We start from the raw sequence: 15986 nt of genomic DNA, 5'->3' as shown, positions 1-15986 counted from the left end.
TATAATCCGCCGTTAAACTTTTAACTTTTCAGGAAAAACCATGAGCTTGAAATGCGGCATCGTCGGTTTGCCCAACGTCGGCAAATCCACCCTCTTTAACGCGCTGACCCAATCGGGTATCGAAGCGGCAAACTATCCTTTCTGTACCATCGAACCCAACGTCGGCATCGTTGAAGTCCCTGATCCGCGTATGGCCGAATTGGCAAAAATCGTCAATCCGCAAAAAATGCAGCCTGCCATCGTCGAATTCGTCGACATTGCCGGTTTGGTCGCAGGTGCGAGCAAAGGCGAAGGTTTGGGCAACCAGTTCCTCGCCAACATCCGCGAGACTGACGCGATTGTTAACGTCGTACGTTGCTTTGACGACGACAACATCGTCCATGTCGCAGGCAAAGTCGATCCGATTGCCGACATCGAAACCATCGGCACCGAGTTGGCACTGGCCGACTTGGCCAGCGTCGAAAAAGCCATCGTCCGCGAAGAAAAACGCGCACGCTCAGGCGACAAAGACGCACAAAAACTGGTCGAACTGTGCAAAAAACTGCTGCCGCATCTGGACGAAGGCAAACCTGTCCGCTCCTTCGGTTTGGACGCGGAAGAACTCGCCATGCTCAAGCCGCTGTTCCTGCTGACCGCCAAACCTGCCATGTACGTCGGCAACGTTTCCGAAGACGGTTTTGAAAACAACCCGCACCTCGACCGTCTGAAAGAATTGGCTGCAAAAGAAAACGCGCCGGTTGTGGCCGTCTGCGCCGCGATGGAGAGTGAAATCGCCGAGTTGGAAGACGACGAAAAAGCCGAATTCCTCGCCGAAATGGGCTTGGAAGAACCGGGCCTGAACCGCCTGATCCGTGCCGGCTACGACCTCTTGGGCCTGCAAACCTACTTCACCGCCGGTGTCAAAGAAGTCCGCGCCTGGACCATCCACAAAGGCGACACTGCGCCACAAGCCGCCGGCGTGATTCACACCGACTTTGAACGCGGCTTCATCCGCGCCCAAGTTATCTCCTACGAAGACTTCATCGCTTTAGGCGGCGAAGCCAAAGCCAAAGAAGCCGGCAAAATGCGTGTGGAAGGCAAAGAATACGTCGTACAAGACGGCGATGTGATGCACTTCCTGTTTAACGTATAAACCCGGTAAAACGCTTTTTCAGACGGCCTTTTCTAAGATTAAGGCCGTCTGAATTTATTTTCAGACGGCCTCACGTCTTGAAATATCAACAAAACAAGACATTATCTCCATAATAAATACGGGCATGACCCGTAATTTTTCTCTCTTAAAATCTCCCATTTCTTACCGACGCCTCACCTAAAAATAGCGCAAGGTTACATCATCAATAACAATATCATTGATATGACAATAAAAAATTAAACAATACCACATCGTATTGATTCATTATAAAAACAACATATTAAATGTTATGTTGAAACTATCAACTTTATTCCTACTCTAATCCATTACTATTCAAACGCATATCATCAGCAATCATTCTAAGAAGGCAAACAAACTGCCCTGTTCCGACAAACGATGGCCGACCTCCGAAATACTGCCATTCTCGGCAGGAATCACTTTTCAGACGACGCCATTAATATAAAATTTATTAAAATCAAAATATTATGAGCAAAGTTTTATCTTACCGCCCAGATATTGATACATTGCGTGCCGTTGCTGTTCTATCCGTTGTCATTTTCCATATTGAAAAAAACTGGCTGCCTGGCGGCTTTCTTGGTGTTGATATCTTTTTTGTCATTTCCGGCTTTCTGATCACGATGATTATCCATCGTGAAATGAGCAGCGGGATTTTCTCGTTCAAAAAGTTTTACATCCGCCGTATCAAGCGGATACTGCCCGCATTTTTTACCGTATTGACGGTAACGCTGATATGCGGCTTTCTTTTATTCACCAAAGATGATTTTTCCCTTTTATGGAGGACGGCACTGTCCACCTTGGGTTTCATCTCCAATATCTTTTTTGCAAAGGGTCAGGGCTATTTCGACCCCATACAAGAAGAAAAACCTTTGCTTCACATTTGGTCTTTATCGGTCGAAGAACAATATTATTTCGTCTTCCCGATATTGCTGTTACTGGTAGTCCGCAAAAGCTGGCGCACTCAGTTTGCCTTCCTCATCACGCTATGCGTATTCAGCATTTTGGCTTCTTTTATACCGACTTCACTGGATAAATATTACCTGCCCCATCTGCGCGCCTGCGAAATGCTAATCGGCTCGTTGACGGCCGTGTGGATGCAATACCGGCAACAACAAGGGCTGGATACCGGCAAACCATATACGGCGGCAGGCGCATTACTTTCCGTCTGCGTACTGTTTGCCTGCCTGTTTGCCTATACGGAAAAAACTGCCTATTTCCCGGGGCCTGCCGCTATCATTCCTTGTTTGGCCGCCGCCGCATTCATTTATTTCAATCAATTTGAACACCAGCTGAAAAAATTCTTCCAATGGAAGATTACTGTCGGCATAGGCTTGATTTCCTATTCGCTGTATCTGTGGCATTGGCCTGTATTGGCTTTTATGAGATACATCGGTTCAAACAATCTGCCTTCGTATTCGACTGCGGCCGCGATTGTCTTAATGTTTGCACTCTCCCTGCTTTCTTATTATTTTGTCGAGAAACCGTTTAAAAAGTGGAAAGGCTCTTTTGCCCAATCTGTGGCATGGATTTATGCCGTCCCCATGCTTGTTTTGGCCATAACGCCTTTTCTTGCCATGAAGCTTCCGTTTATGGAGCAGTACGACCGTATGGGATTGGCGCGTTCCTACACTTCTTGCCACAACAATACCGACAAACAATGTGTTTGGGGCGATACCGACAAACAGCCGGAATTACTGATTTTGGGCGATTCGCATGCCGACCAATATAAAACGTTTTTTGATACCGTCGGCAAAAAAGAAAAATGGTCGGCAACGATGGTCACGGCGGACAGTTGTGCCTATGTAGAAGATTATGCCGCCCCCATATTCAAGCAAAACGCCTCCTGCCGTGCCGTTTATGAGTATGCCAAAGAGCATCTGTCCCAATACTCAAAAGTGCTTTTGGCCATGCGCTGGGGCAGCCAAATGCCTGAAAACAGCCATTCCCTTGCTTACGATGCCGATTTTTTCAAAAAATTCGACCTCATGTTGCAAAAACTTTCTTCGGAAAAACAAGCGGTTTACCTGATGCTGGACAACCCTAATCTATCCTACAACGGTTTGCGCGCCTATATCCTGTCTTACCGCATACCGGGATTTAATCAAAATCTTGTTATTGATGAACAAAACACTTTTAAAGGAAATGAACGCATCAAAAAATTAGCCGAAAAATATGCCAATGTGTATATTATCGATGCCACCGCCTATATTCCGCACAGTTTCAAAATCAACGGATTGCCGGTTTATTCCGATAGAGACCACATCAACCCTTACGGCGGTAGAGAACTGGCCAAGCGTTTTTCTGAAAAACACACGCTTCTTCAGTAAGCCATAGCCATTCATCCGATGAAATTTGTTACAATTAGCAGTTTGTAAAACTGCTAATTTTTTTGGAAGACATCAATGAGCGTCATCAAAGACCTACAATCGCGTGGCTTAATCGCGCAAACTACCGACATCGAAGCCTTAGACGCTTTGTTAAACGAACAAAAAATTTCCCTCTATTGCGGTTTTGACCCGACGGCCGACAGCCTGCACATCGGCCACTTGCTGCCTGTATTGGCATTGCGCCGTTTCCAACAAGCCGGCCATACGCCGATTGCTTTGGTGGGCGGTGCGACCGGTATGATCGGCGACCCAAGCTTTAAAGCGACAGAACGCAGCTTGAATTCCGCCGAAACCGTTGCCGGCTGGGTGGAAAGCATCCGCAACCAATTGACCCCTTTCTTAAGTTTTGAAGGCAATAACGCTGCTATTATGGCCAACAACGCCGACTGGTTCGGCAGCATGAACTGCCTCGACTTCCTGCGCGACATCGGCAAGCATTTCTCCGTTAACGCCATGTTGAACAAAGAGTCCGTCAAACAGCGTATTGAGCGCGACGACGTGGGCATTTCCTTTACCGAGTTCGCCTATTCCCTGCTGCAAGGCTACGACTTTGCCGAGTTGAACAAACGCCACGGCGCAGTTTTGGAAATCGGCGGTTCCGACCAATGGGGCAACATCACTGCCGGTATCGACTTGACCCGCCGTCTGCACCAAAAACAAGTATTCGGCCTGACCCTGCCTTTGGTAACCAAATCCGACGGCACCAAATTCGGCAAAACCGAAGGCGGCGCGGTATGGTTGAACGCGAAGAAAACCTCGCCGTATCAGTTCTACCAATTCTGGCTGAAAGTGGCCGACGCCGATGTGTATAAATTCCTGAAATACTTTACCTTCCTGTCCATCGAAGAAATCGATGCCATCGAAGCCAAAGACAAAGCCAGCGGCACCAAGCCAGAAGCGCAACGCATTCTCGCCGAAGAAATGACCCGCCTGATTCACGGCGAAGAGGCCCTTGCCGCCGCCCAACGCATTTCAGAAAGCCTGTTTGCCGAAGACCAAAGCCATCTCACCGAAAGCGACTTCGAGCAGCTGGCACTCGACGGCCTGCCGACTTTTGAAGTTTCCGAGAGCCTCAACGTGGTTGAGGCTTTAGTGAAAACCGGTTTGGCGTCTTCCAACAAAGAAGCGCGCGGCTTTGTCAACAGCAAAGCAGTTTTGCTCAACGGCAAACCTGCCGAAGCCAACAATCCGAACCATGCCGCTGAAAAACCTGACGATGCCTATATGCTGACCGACGAACACAAACGTTTCAGCAAATACACTATCGTCCGCCGCGGCAAACGCAACCACGCTTTGTTGGTTTGGAAATAATCTTTAAACATTAAACGCATCGTTTAAAACAATCATGCCGTCTGAAATCAGCCACGCTTTTTTCAGACGGCATTTTCTATTGATGATATTCAGTTTTCCCAAAAAGAAAGGACAGGTTTTTCACCTGCCCTTCTATTAAATAATCCAATTTTTTAAGCAACTTTTATCGCGCGATTACTGCAAACGCTCATTCTCTTGACGGACGGCATTCACTACGTCCGCGCCAAACAAAGCGTTGACATCGGTTTCATCAAACACATATTTGCTATGGCAGAAATCGCAGTCAATTTGAATACTGCCTTGTTCTGCCACCACGCCGCCGATTTCCTGACCGCCAAGCATCAACAGCATATCGCTGACTTTGCCGCGGGAGCAGGTGCAGGCAAATTCAATGGCTTCCGGTTCAAAAACGCGGGGCGGGGTTTCATGGTAAAGGCGGTAAAGGGCGTGATGAGCGTCCAAACCGGTCAATTCTTGCGGAGTAAGCGTTTGCGCAAGCGTGGTCACATGTTCCCACGCGGCATCATCCAATTCTTCTTCCGGCAGACGTTGCAGCAATAATGCGCCTGCGGCGTGGTCGTCGGCGGCAAGCGTAATATAAGTATCGAGCTGCTCGGAACGTTTCATATAGTTGACCAGCATTTGCGCAATGCTGTCGCCTTCCAGTGGGACAACACCTTGCCAAGGGTCGGCATCTTTAGGCTGATGGGTTAAAACGAACACGCTGTTTTCGCCCAACAGCGCAGTCAGGCTTTCATCATCACGGATTTCAGCGTTTTCGTCCCAACGGGCGGTAGCGCGGACAGTATTTTCAGAAGTCGCTTCCACCACCAACATTTTCAGACGGCCCTGACCTTGAACCTGAACAATCAGCGTGCCTTCGTTTTTAAGGTTGGCAGACAATAAAGAGCCGGCGGCCAGCAACTCGCCCAAAGCGCGGCGGATGGCGACAGGATAATGTTTTTGGTTGACGATGTGTTGCCAAACCTTTTCGAGGCGGATGTGCATACCGCGGATGGGCATATCGTCAAAGATAAAGCGTGTACGGATATCGCTGTGATTTTGTGTCATGTCAGTCTCTGAAAATAAATCAATGAATGCCGCTTATATGGTTGCAGCGGCGGATAAATCAAGCGAAACCGTGCCTGATGTTTTTCTAGTTCTTTTGGAAACAAGGGTTTAACGCAAAATAACAGCAGTTTTTTTGCCAAAAAGACAGTTTTTTAATACAATCAAGCAGATAACAAGAGAATGATACGGGATAACATCTCAGAAACCGGCAATGTGCCTGCAATCGGCAGGGAATGCCTTCTGAAACGGAAGTTTGTACAATGAATTTTTTACTCCGGCTCGCAGCAGTTTGGACTTCGGTCGCCATGCTCGCGAGCGTCAATTTTTCTTACGCCGATGATTTGGAAAACCTGATTACCACCCGTCAGCGTGTTTTAAACCAATTCAACGACAATGCCAATGTTTACGGCAATACGCGTCAGGCAACCCCTGTCCATCCCACCAATACCTATTCTGCCGCAGGCAACAATACGCGCGCACCTTCGGGCAATGCAGATGAGTTAATCGGCAGCGCCATGGGCTTGCTCGGCGTGGCCTACCGCTACGGCGGCACATCAGCCTCTACCGGCTTTGACTGCAGTGGCTTCATGCAACACATCTTTAAACGCGCCATGGGCCTGAACCTGCCGCGTACTTCTGCCGAACAAGCGCAAATGGGCGTTGCCGTGAGCCGTTCCGAATTGCAGCCGGGCGACATGGTCTTTTTTCGCACCATGGGTCGTGGCCGTATTTCCCACGTCGGCCTCTACATCGGCAACAACAATTTCATTCACGCACCGAGGACGGGCAAACGTATCGAAATTACCAGCCTCGGCCACAAATATTGGAGCGCGAAATACGCCTTCGGCCGCCGTGTGAAGAAAAACGATCCTTCCCGTTTCTTAAACTGAGGTGAGCTATGGCAATGCCGCAAATGCCCAAATGGTATGACGACGACGGTCAGATCGTTTCCTGTACCGAAAAAGTCAAAGTCATGACCGAAAACTTGAACGAACTGTACCAAATGGCGCAGGACGCTTTTGAAGACGCCCTGCTGATGGGTTGCTCCGAAAAACAGTTGCGCGAATACTTCCGCGACTTAATGGCCGGGCTGGAAAACCCTTATCAAAAAAATGTTTAATTTCTTCAATCCATACAAAAAAAGGCCGTCTGAAAGTTTTTCAGACGGCCTTTTTTATCGGGCAATTGCCCTATTCTATTTCTAACATTCCACCACGCGCACGGATACGGGGACGGCTTTTTTCTGCAAGGTAACGGCCAGGCCGGCGAGTGAGGTTTCTTTGTAGGTTGCCTTCATATCGCGGCCGGTTTGCAGCATGGTTTGAATCACTTCATCAAGTGAAACTTTTTTGTCTGTGCCGTCTTCCAAAAGCGCAAGCGTGGCGAGCTTGAGGGCTTTTTCGGCAGCGATGCCGTTGCGTTCGATGCAGGGGATTTGCACCAAGCCGCCGACGGGGTCGCAGGTTAAACCCAAGTGGTGCTCCATGGCCATTTCGGCGGCGTTTTCCACTTGTTTGGGCGTGCCGCCGATGACTTCGGCGTATGCGCCTGCCGCCATGGAACACGCTACGCCGACTTCGCCTTGGCAGCCGACGTCCGCGCCGGAAATCGATGCGTTGGTTTTGTACAAAATGCCGATGGCGCCGGCAGTCAGCAGGAAGTCTTCAACACGCGATTGGTTGGCGTGCGGATTAAATTTGCGGAAATAGTGCAAGACGGCAGGAATAATGCCTGCCGCGCCGTTGGTCGGTGCGGTTACGACGCGGCCGCCGGCGGCATTTTCTTCGTTGACCGCCATGGCGTACACCATCGGCCAAAGTTGGGTATTGACGATTTCACTCTCGCGCAGGACTTTGAGTTTGGCCGCCAACTGCGGCGCGCGGCGGCGTACGTTCAAGCCGCCCGGCAATTGCCCTTCCGCACCCAAGCCGCGCTTGATGCAGTTTTCCATCACATCGGCCACGGCGGCCACACGGCAGCGAACTTCCGCTTCGTCGCAATCTGCCAACGCTGCTTCATTGGCCAACACGACTTCGGAAATATTCAACTGGTTCAGACGGCATTGTGCCAGCAACTCGTCGCAGTTTTTGTATGGATACGGCACATCGGCATTTTCCTGAGCCTCTTGTGCAAACCCTTCGTCTGTTACGACAAAACCGCCGCCGACCGAATAATAAATCTGCTCTTTCAGCTTCCGGCCGTCTGAATGGTAGGCGATAAAGTTCAGGCCGTTCGGATGTTTGGGCAACACTTTGTCGCCGCGGATGTCCAAATCTTTTTCGGGATTGAAGGCCATTTCGCGGCCGTTGAGTTTTAAAACGTGTTGCGTGCGGATGCGTTCCAAGCGTTGGGGGATGTCTGCCAGTGGAATATCGTGCGGCAGGCTGCCTTCCAAACCGAGCAATAATGCATCGAATGTACCGTGTCCGATACCGGTCAAAGCAAGCGAGCCGTACACTTCAATGACAATGCGCGCCACTTGTGTATCCAAGTTTTCGGCATGCAGCAAATCGGCAAAAGCGGCCGCAGCCTTCATCGGGCCGACGGTGTGCGAGCTGGACGGGCCGATGCCGATTTTAAAAATATCAAAGATGCTGATCATAATTTTCCTATCATTGTGTGTGCGGGCAGGCTGTTTTTCAGACGGCCTTAAGGCCTAAAGAGGAATCTTGTGCGCCGCTTGCCAATGCAAGTACCAAATGTCCGACAGTCATCAAAGGATCGCCTGCTTCCGGCGAGGTGTATTTCAGCGTCAGCGGTTTTTTACGCAAGGGTTCGTAACGGCTGACTCTACAATGCGTGTCTTCCAAACTTGTGGAACCGGCGCGGTATCTGTATGCCAACAGCCGTAAATCGTTCAAGTCCATTTTCATGCCGTTGTCCAACAATTCGCGCAACTGGTTTTCCCAGGCAATATCGTTGCTTCCGTCTTTAATGGCAATCAAGATGGACTTTTCGAGGATTTTTTTGATGTGCTGGTTCAAGGAGCGGATTGGGAAGTGCCCCAGCCACAACAAATCGGTCTCCGCAAATTGGGCGGAAAAATGCTCGATAAACCAGGAATGTAAACCTCGATAATCCGGCGAATGAAACAGGGTTGATTTAACCTTGTTGCCATCTTTATCCAACATGTAATGGCAGCCGATAATCACGCTGCAAGATTCGGCTGCCCATCTGGGGATAATGACTTTGGGGGTAAAGAGCGTTTCGAGGCGTTGCTCGGTAAATTGAGTGGTGAAATCAGGGTTGTATTGCAACGATGTCGGCAAATAGCCGCGCCAAAGGTACATGCCGATCCTGTTTTCGCCGATAACATCCAAAAGTTGTTCCAGCATGATACGGCTAGGACATGAAATAAATTCGTCCGCATCCAGCGGAAAAACGAAATCTATCGCTTCATCTTTTGCTACAAGCTGCTTCATCAGCTGGTTGACCAATTGCTCATGATTAAACTTGAGCGCTTGATATTGATAGATAAATATCGGCAAACCTTCTTCTTTCAATTGAATCAGGATTTCCCTTGTTCCATCGCTGCTGCCGTGATCGATGATGTGCATTTCATCCATCAGCTCGAGATTGTGACGGACAAACGATTCGATCACGTCGTTTTCGTTGCGCACCATGCTGATGCTGATTAGTTTTTTTCCCATAAATTATGCAATGTATTGATAGGTTTTAATCATCATTTTTCAGACGGCCTTGATCCAGCCGGCAATGCGTTTTTCAATCGCTTCGGCACTCAAACCCAAGTCGTCCAACAGTTTTTTCGGGTCACCGTGTTCGGTAACTTTGTCTTCTACACCCAACAGCAACACCGGTTTGCAGATGCCGTGTTTCGCCAACACTTCCAACACCGCGCTGCCTGCGCCGCCTTGTTCGGCGTTTTCTTCGGCGGTAACGATGTAATCGTGGCTTCGGGCGAGACGGACGATCAGCTCTTCATCTATCGGTTTGACAAAGCGCATATCGGCAACGGTCGCATTCAGTTTATCGGCAGCGGCCAATGATGGGGCAACCATGCTGCCAAAGGCGATAACGGCAATTTTCTCGCCTTCGCGACGGATGATGCCTTTGCCGATTTCAACGGTTTCCAGGCCGTCTGAAACAGTTGCGCCAGTACCCGTACCGCGCGGATAACGGACGGCGGACGGCGAATTTGCCTGATAGCAGGTTGAGAGCAGCAGGCGGCATTCGTTTTCGTCGCTGGGTGTGGCAATAATCATGTTCGGCACGCAGCGCAAAAAGCTCAAGTCGTACAAACCGGCATGGGTCGGGCCGTCTGCACCGACAATACCTGCGCGGTCGATGGCGAACAAAACAGGCAGGTTTTGCAAGGCAACGTCGTGCACCAACTGGTCGTAAGCGCGTTGCAGGAAAGTGGAGTAAATCGCTACAACAGGCTTGATGCCTTCGCATGCCAAACCGCCGGCAAAGGTAACGGCGTGTTGCTCGGCGATGCCGACGTCGAAATAGCGGTCGGGGAATTGCTGTTCAAACTCAACCAAGCCGCTACCCTCGCGCATGGCAGGCGTGATGGCAACCAAACGCTCGTCAGCCGCCGCTTGGTCGCACAGCCATTGGCCGAACACTTGCGTATAAGTCGGTTTGGCCGCGGCAGGTTTCACTTCCGGGGCAGGCACTTCGCTCGGCAGCTTGGCGACAGCGTGGTATTTGACGGGGTCGTTTTCGGCGAATTTGTAGCCGTTGCCTTTTTTGGTGATGACGTGCAACAACTGAGGGCCTTTGCGGCCGCGCAAGTCTTTTAATACGTCCACCAGATTTTCAACGTTGTGGCCGTCCACAGGGCCGGTGTAACGGAAACCGAAGTTTTCAAACAAAGACAGCGACTGTTTGGCGTATTCCGCTTCGCCTGCCAAGGTTTTGATTTTGTTTTCGACTTTTTGGGCAAGCTCCATCGCTCCGGGCAATTTGTCTAATACTTTGCTTGATTGGGCTTTGATGGTACTCAACAGGCCGTGCATATCGCGCACGACGTTGCTGGCGAGATATTTCGGCAGCGCGCCGACATTGGGGGAAATCGACATTTCGTTGTCGTTGAGGATAACCAGCAAATCGACATCCATATCACCTGCACAGTTCAGAGCCTCAAACGCCTGACCCGCTGTCATGGCTCCATCGCCGATAATAGCGACGCTGCGGCGGTTGTTGCCCAACTGTTTGTCCGCAACGGCCATGCCCAAGGCCGCGCCGATGGATGTGGAAGAATGCCCCACGCCGAACGCGTCGTATTCCGACTCGCTGCGTTTCGGAAAACCGGCCAAACCGCCGTATTGGCGCATGGTGTTCATTTGATTTTTGCGGCCGGTCAGGATTTTGTGCGGATAGCTTTGATGGCCAACATCCCAGACCAAATGGTCTTCGGGCGTGTCGTACACATAATGCAGCGCCACCGTCAGCTCGACCGCGCCCAAGTTGCTGGCGAAATGGCCGCCCGTCTTACCGACGGAATCCAACAGAAATTCGCGCAATTCGGCGGCGACTTGCGGCAGCTGTTTTTTCTCCAGACGGCGCAAGTCCTGAGGCGTATCGATCATATCGAGCAAAGGGCTTGGGTTCATGATTTTTGGCGGTGATTTTTTGTGTAACGGACGATTATATCAAGAGATTGCACAACTTGTTACAAATGCTTTCAGACGGCCCGAACCTTTATCCTTTATAATACTGCCAACTGAAAACACAAGGCCGTCTGAAATGACCCAAAACGCAAACAACCTCTGCTGGCTCGATATGGAAATGACCGGCCTCAACCCGGAACACGACCGCATTATCGAAGTCGCCATGATCATTACCGACTCCGATTTGAACGTACTGGCGCAATCGGACGTATACGTCATCCATCAAAGCGACGAATTGCTCGACAGCATGGACGAATGGAACACCGCCACCCACGGCCGTACCGGTCTGACCCAACGCGTACGCGAATCCAAACTGACCGAAGCCGAAGTCGAGCAAAACCTGTTGGACTTCATGTCCGCATGGATACCCGAGAAATCCACGCCCATGTGCGGCAACTCCATCCATCAAGACCGCCGCTTCATGGTCAAATACATGCCGCGTTTGGAAGCCTATTTCCACTACCGCAACTTAGACGTATCCACGCTGAAAGAATTGGCCAAACGCTGGAATCCGGCCGTCGCCAAAAGCGTGGTCAAACGCGGTTCGCACAAGGCATTGGACGACATCCTCGAAAGCATCGAAGAAATGCGCCATTATCGCGAGCATTTCCTCAAACTCCCTTCCGAACAATAATCCCAAGGCCGTCTGAAACCGGTTTGACACCGTTCAGACGGCCTCATCGGCTTCCTTCATCTCATGAAAATCACCAAAATCTTTACCTTCGATTCCTCGCACATGCTCGACGGGCATGACGGCAAGTGCCAAAACCTGCACGGCCACACCTACAAACTCGAAATCACCGTCTCCGCGCCCGTTATCCAAGGCGGCGCGAAAGACGGCATGGTGATGGACTTTACCGACCTGAAAGCCATCGTCAAACAACACATTACCGACCCGTTCGACCATGCCTTCATCTATCACGGCGACAACGAACGCGAAAGCCAAATCGCCGCGCTTTTGGAAGGCTGGAACATGAAAACCCTGCGCCTGCCCTGCCGCACCACCGCCGAAAACATGAGCGTAGAAATGTATGGCCGTCTGAAAAACGCCGGTGTCAAAGTGTGCAGCGTAAAATTATGGGAAACGCCGACTTCGTGTGCGGAATATGAAGGGGAATAAACCGCCATCCTGTATTTTTCAGACGACCTGTTCCCATAAATACCTCATACACTAAACATCAAAAGGAATCTTCATGAAACTCCTCTCCACCCTCCTCGTCCTCTTCGTCGCTATCGAACATTTCTACATCGCCTGGCTCGAAATGACGCAAATCCCAAGCGAAAAAGCGTCAGAGCTGTTCAACATGCCTTACGAATTTATGGAACAAAAACGCGTACAAACCCTGTTTTCCAACCAAGGTCTGTACAACGGCTTCCTCGCCATCGGCTTGGTATGGGCGCGCTTTGCCGCACCTGACAACGCCGTTTATGGCGCGACCATCCTGTTCCTCGGCTTCGTCCTCATCGCCGCCGCATGGGGCGCGTTTTCATCCGGCAACAAAGGCATTTTGTTCAAACAAGGCTTGCCGGCATTTTTGGCCGCCGCAGCCGTCATTGCCGCTTAAATACACACCAGCCATTCTTTCCCATTGAACTAACAGAAAGAATGGCTGCCTCACATCACTTCTTCAAACGCTTCACGACAACAATTCAATCCCACACACCTAATATTCATGACCATTCACATCACGCCGAACAATCCCCAATACCGCATTGTCGAAATCTTTGAAAGCCTGCAAGGCGAAGGCTGGAACACAGGCATGCCCGCCGTTTTCATCCGTTTGGGCAAATGCAATCTCGCATGCAGCTGGTGCGATACCGACTACCTCAAATTCGGCATGATGAGTCTGTCCGATATTTTAGGCCGTCTGAAAACCTACACAGCGCGCAACATCATCATTACCGGCGGCGAACCCACCATCCAACCGCATTTGAATACCCTGCTCAACGCACTCAAAGCCGAAGGCTATTTTCTGTGTATCGAAACCAACGGCCTCAACCCCGCTCCGCCGCAAATCGACTACGTTGCCACCAGTCCTAAAGCCTGTTACGCCGCCAAATACGAAAAAAGCTGCATCGAGAAAGCAGACGAAGTGCGCATTGTTGCCGACGGCGAAGTCATTGCGTTTTGTCAGAAAATGGAACACAAAATCCGCGCCCGGCATTACTACCTTTCCCCCTGCGAACAAGACGGCGCGATGAATATCTACGACACCATCCGCCAAATCGGTGTGTTAAACAGCCGACCCGACGCCCCCGTCCATTGGCAACTGAGCGTACAGACGCATAAGTGGGCAGGAATAGAATAATTCGTTTGAAATCAATCAAAAATTAAACCTTTACAAAATATTGAATGTAAATACCATTCGATATTCGACCAAATGCACTACTGGCAAAGCGCTCAGGCCGTCTGAAACCCTATTTCAGACGGCCTTTTTTGTTATAAAACTCTTGACCGATTACATAAGATTACGTAAAGTGTGCAACAGTTTTCATAAATTGGTAAAACCAATTTACCTGATGACTAACCGCATCTGAGGATGCAAATATCTATTCGAAAAACATTTATTGCTCAACACATCGTATCAAACCGCCATTACATTGACGGTTATGGTGCTTGTTGCCCCGAGGATATTCCTATGGCTCTCTTTCTCAGCATTTTTCCCATCATCCTGCTGATTTGGCTGATGGTTAAGAAAAACAGTATGCCGTCTTACATTGCGCTGCCGATTACTGCCTCGCTGATTTACGTCATCAAACTGTTTTATTTCGGCGACAACGCCATGTTGCTCAACGCAACGGCAGCGTCAGGCCTCGTTTCTACCCTGACCCCGATTACCGTGATTTTCGGTGCCATTATGTTCAACCGCATGATGGAAACCACCGGTTGTATCGACGTCATCCGCAAATGGCTGGCTACCATCAGCCCGAATCCGATTGCCCAATTGATGATCATCGGCTGGTCTTTCGCCTTTATGATTGAAGGCGCATCCGGTTTCGGTACGCCTGCCGCTATTGCCGCGCCAATCTTGATGAGCTTGGGCTTTAATCCGCTGAAAGTAGCCATCTTCACTTTGGTGATGAACTCTGTGCCCGTTTCCTTCGGCGCAGTAGGCACACCGACTTGGTTCGGTTTCGCGCCTTTGGGCCTGGATCAAAAAAGCATTATGGAAATCGGTATGCAAACCGGCGTCATGCACTTCTTCGCAGGTTTCATCATCCCTGTTATCGGCTTGAGCTTCATCGTGCCTTGGGCTGAAATCCGTAAAAACTTGGGCTTCATCGGCATTGCCGTATTCTCCTGTACCCTTCCTTATGTCGCATTGGCGATGGTCAACGAAGAATTCCCATCTCTGGTTGCCGGCGCAATCGGCCTGTTGGTATCCGTATTTGCGGCAAACCGCGGCTGGGGCTTGAGCAAAGATTACGCCAAAGACCCGAATGCAGAAAAAGTACCTTTCGCACAAGTTGCCAAAGCACTGGCCCCTTTGGGTATGCTGATCGGCATGCTGGTGGTCACCCGCATCAAACAGCTGGGCATTAAAGGCCTGCTGACCAGCAAAGAAGAATGGTTCAGCTTCCAACTGCCGTTTGATTTATCCAAAATCACCGTCAGCGACTCCCTGACCATCACCTTCGGCAACATCTTCGGTCAAGGTGTAAACGCTTCCTACCAAACCCTCTACGTTCCGGCTTGGATTCCGTTTGTCTTCACCGTTTGGATCTGTATCCTGCTGTACCAAACCAAATTCAAAGATGCATGGTCTTTCTACGCTGCAACGTTCAACCAAACCAAAAAACCTCTGCTCGCCCTGATGGGTGCGTTGATTATGGTTCAACTGATGATGGTTGGCGGCGATGACTCCATGGTGAAAATCATCGGTAAAGAATTTGCAGCGATGGCAGGCGAACACTGGGTGTACTTCTCCCCTTACCTTGGCGCAATCGGTGCATTCTTCTCAGGCTCCAACACTGTATCCAACCTGACCTTCGGCCCGATTCAACAACAAATCGCGCTTGATACCGGCCTGTCCGTTACCCTCATCCTCGCCCTGCAATCCGTCGGCGGCGCAATGGGCAACATGGTCTGCATCAACAACATCATCGCCGTGTGCAGCGTGTTGAACGTGAACAACGCCGAAGGCGCGATCATCAAGAAAACTGTTATCCCGATGAGCATCTATGGCGTCATCGCCGTGACTATCGCTTCAATTTTCTTCTTGTAAACCGCTTCATATCAAAGGCCGTCTGAATATTCAGACGGCCTTTTTTGTATTCTTTCGCTATATTTCTTAAAGAATCATTAATGTATATATTCCGCAACAATCCGCATAGCCACTTTGCAACACCAAATTACAAACAACTTTCTATTAATAAACAATCAGGTAATCATAAGTAAACACTGTTTTGCAATTTACCCAATTGCCACTA

Annotated in this window: 14 protein-coding genes; 10 read left to right on the top strand and 4 right to left on the bottom strand. The window is 50.0% G+C overall.

The window, feature by feature from the left end; translation table 11 throughout:
- Positions 1 to 40: 40 nt before the first annotated feature.
- The 3 genes from ychF to tyrS all read left to right on the top strand — a co-directional run bounded on the left by ychF (position 41) and on the right by tyrS (position 4848).
- Positions 41 to 1132 (top strand): redox-regulated ATPase YchF, encoded by a 1092-nt coding sequence (ychF, locus tag ACTHRY_RS02255; RefSeq protein WP_049322512.1) that lies wholly within the window; start codon positions 41 to 43, stop codon positions 1130 to 1132.
- Positions 1133 to 1617: 485 nt separating this feature from the next.
- On the top strand, positions 1618 to 3477 hold the full coding sequence (locus tag ACTHRY_RS02250) for an acyltransferase family protein (protein WP_049322511.1): 1860 nt from the start codon (positions 1618 to 1620) through the stop codon (positions 3475 to 3477).
- Positions 3478 to 3552: 75 nt separating this feature from the next.
- Complete coding sequence (tyrS, locus tag ACTHRY_RS02245) at positions 3553 to 4848, top strand: tyrosine--tRNA ligase (protein WP_049322510.1); 1296 nt, start codon at positions 3553 to 3555, stop codon at positions 4846 to 4848.
- Positions 4849 to 5022: 174 nt separating this feature from the next.
- Here the strand turns inward: tyrS and hslO are convergent, their stop codons facing one another.
- A complete protein-coding gene (gene hslO, locus ACTHRY_RS02240; protein ID WP_049322509.1) occupies positions 5023 to 5919 on the bottom strand; it encodes an Hsp33 family molecular chaperone HslO in 897 nt (298 codons plus the stop codon).
- A 260-nt stretch (positions 5920 to 6179) separates the two neighbouring features.
- On the opposite strand from hslO, the gene ACTHRY_RS02235 reads away from it, so the two are divergent.
- The gene (locus ACTHRY_RS02235; RefSeq protein ID WP_049322508.1) at positions 6180 to 6809 is read left to right on the top strand and encodes a C40 family peptidase; all 630 of its coding nucleotides are present in this window, start codon (positions 6180 to 6182) and stop codon (positions 6807 to 6809) included.
- Positions 6810 to 6817: 8 nt separating this feature from the next.
- Positions 6818 to 7039, top strand: a complete 222-nt coding sequence (locus tag ACTHRY_RS02230) for a hypothetical protein (protein ID WP_049322507.1) — start codon at positions 6818 to 6820, stop codon at positions 7037 to 7039.
- 81 nt (positions 7040 to 7120) lie between these two features.
- Here ACTHRY_RS02230 and ACTHRY_RS02225 read toward each other — a convergent pair whose 3' ends face one another.
- Genes ACTHRY_RS02225 through dxs form a run of 3 tightly spaced genes read right to left on the bottom strand, consistent with a single transcriptional unit; the run spans position 7121 to position 11498 of the window.
- Entirely contained in the window at positions 7121 to 8521 is a 1401-nt protein-coding gene (locus tag ACTHRY_RS02225) for an L-serine ammonia-lyase (protein ID WP_049322506.1), read from the bottom strand.
- A 37-nt stretch (positions 8522 to 8558) separates the two neighbouring features.
- Positions 8559 to 9569: a glycosyltransferase family 2 protein gene (locus ACTHRY_RS02220; protein ID WP_049322505.1), complete on the bottom strand. Its 1011-nt coding sequence runs from the start codon at positions 9567 to 9569 to the stop codon at positions 8559 to 8561.
- 39 nt (positions 9570 to 9608) lie between these two features.
- Positions 9609 to 11498 (bottom strand): 1-deoxy-D-xylulose-5-phosphate synthase, encoded by a 1890-nt coding sequence (gene dxs, locus ACTHRY_RS02215; protein WP_049322504.1) that lies wholly within the window; start codon positions 11496 to 11498, stop codon positions 9609 to 9611.
- A gap of 133 nt (positions 11499 to 11631) precedes the next feature.
- On the opposite strand from dxs, the gene orn reads away from it, so the two are divergent.
- The 5 genes from orn to ACTHRY_RS02190 all read left to right on the top strand — a co-directional run bounded on the left by orn (position 11632) and on the right by ACTHRY_RS02190 (position 15781).
- Positions 11632 to 12189 (top strand): oligoribonuclease, encoded by a 558-nt coding sequence (gene orn / locus ACTHRY_RS02210; protein ID WP_049322503.1) that lies wholly within the window; start codon positions 11632 to 11634, stop codon positions 12187 to 12189.
- Positions 12190 to 12252: 63 nt separating this feature from the next.
- Positions 12253 to 12675: a 6-carboxytetrahydropterin synthase QueD gene (queD, locus tag ACTHRY_RS02205; protein WP_036492897.1), complete on the top strand. Its 423-nt coding sequence runs from the start codon at positions 12253 to 12255 to the stop codon at positions 12673 to 12675.
- 73 nt (positions 12676 to 12748) lie between these two features.
- A complete protein-coding gene (locus ACTHRY_RS02200; RefSeq protein WP_049322502.1) occupies positions 12749 to 13120 on the top strand; it encodes a DUF1304 domain-containing protein in 372 nt (123 codons plus the stop codon).
- 108 nt (positions 13121 to 13228) lie between these two features.
- Positions 13229 to 13864 (top strand): 7-carboxy-7-deazaguanine synthase QueE, encoded by a 636-nt coding sequence (locus ACTHRY_RS02195; RefSeq protein WP_049322501.1) that lies wholly within the window; start codon positions 13229 to 13231, stop codon positions 13862 to 13864.
- Positions 13865 to 14194: 330 nt separating this feature from the next.
- Positions 14195 to 15781 carry an L-lactate permease gene (locus ACTHRY_RS02190; RefSeq protein WP_440373993.1) on the top strand — a complete coding sequence of 529 codons (1587 nt, stop codon included), beginning with the start codon at positions 14195 to 14197 and terminating at the stop codon, positions 15779 to 15781.
- Positions 15782 to 15986 lie beyond the last annotated feature (205 nt).

Origin of the sequence: Neisseria sp. P0004.S004 (genome assembly GCF_051963335.1) — a bacterium.
Taxonomy (GTDB): Bacteria; Pseudomonadota; Gammaproteobacteria; order Burkholderiales; family Neisseriaceae; genus Neisseria.
Note: the sequence above shows the minus strand (reverse complement) of the source record. Positions and strands in the feature narration are given on the sequence as shown.